At 39.9% G+C, this 651-nt stretch carries 1 protein-coding gene; it reads right to left on the bottom strand.

What is annotated here, in order from left to right:
- Positions 1-197: 197 nt before the first annotated feature.
- The coding region (locus EXA13_RS16645) for a GNAT family N-acetyltransferase (RefSeq protein WP_238134101.1) at positions 198-651 on the bottom strand (454 nt) is incomplete at its 5' end.

The raw sequence follows: 651 nt of genomic DNA, 5'->3' as shown, positions 1-651 counted from the left end.
TAACCAAGTCCGCACGCTATTATCAATATGATTAGATTCGACTTTTTCATGCATTCTCCCTAGTCGCATAACGCCGCGTTAAGTGGTGAGCAACGCTACCACCTTACCTAAACCATTGTGCCGTAAACACTAAAGCTGAATCAAACCGAAAATGCCAAGCGTTGGGAATCCGTCTTAAACGCTTTGTTATGTGCGTACTAGAGACTGAGTGAAATACTTTTATCTTCACTTACGATGAAACCGAATCGTTGATACCAAACAGTTAACTTTTGCTCATCTCCATGCATTTCACCGATAATTTCAGAAGATCCAAGAGATCTACAATGCTGGATTACTTGGGTGAGCAAGGCTGTACCATAGCCTTTGCCTCGAAATGATTTAGTCCACTTGATAAAAGGAAGAAACCACCAAGGACTATATTCAATTTCATCAACGATGATATCTTCGATTTTTGCGACATTTCCAGTTAAAGACACATGAATACGCCCAACATTGGAACCACTTTCATAGAGGATATAACTGAATGAATTTTCAGTATTTCGGATTAACTCAATTTCCATATTTCCTCCAAGCACATAACGCCCGCTTAAGTGGTGAGCAACGCTACCACAACACTCAATTATTGCACCGTAACCACAAAAGCCAATTAAA

Origin of the sequence: Vibrio cincinnatiensis, from assembly GCF_022113815.1 — a bacterium.
GTDB lineage: Bacteria > Pseudomonadota > Gammaproteobacteria > Enterobacterales > Vibrionaceae > Vibrio > Vibrio cincinnatiensis_A.
This window is presented reverse-complemented; position numbering and strand designations above follow the sequence as displayed.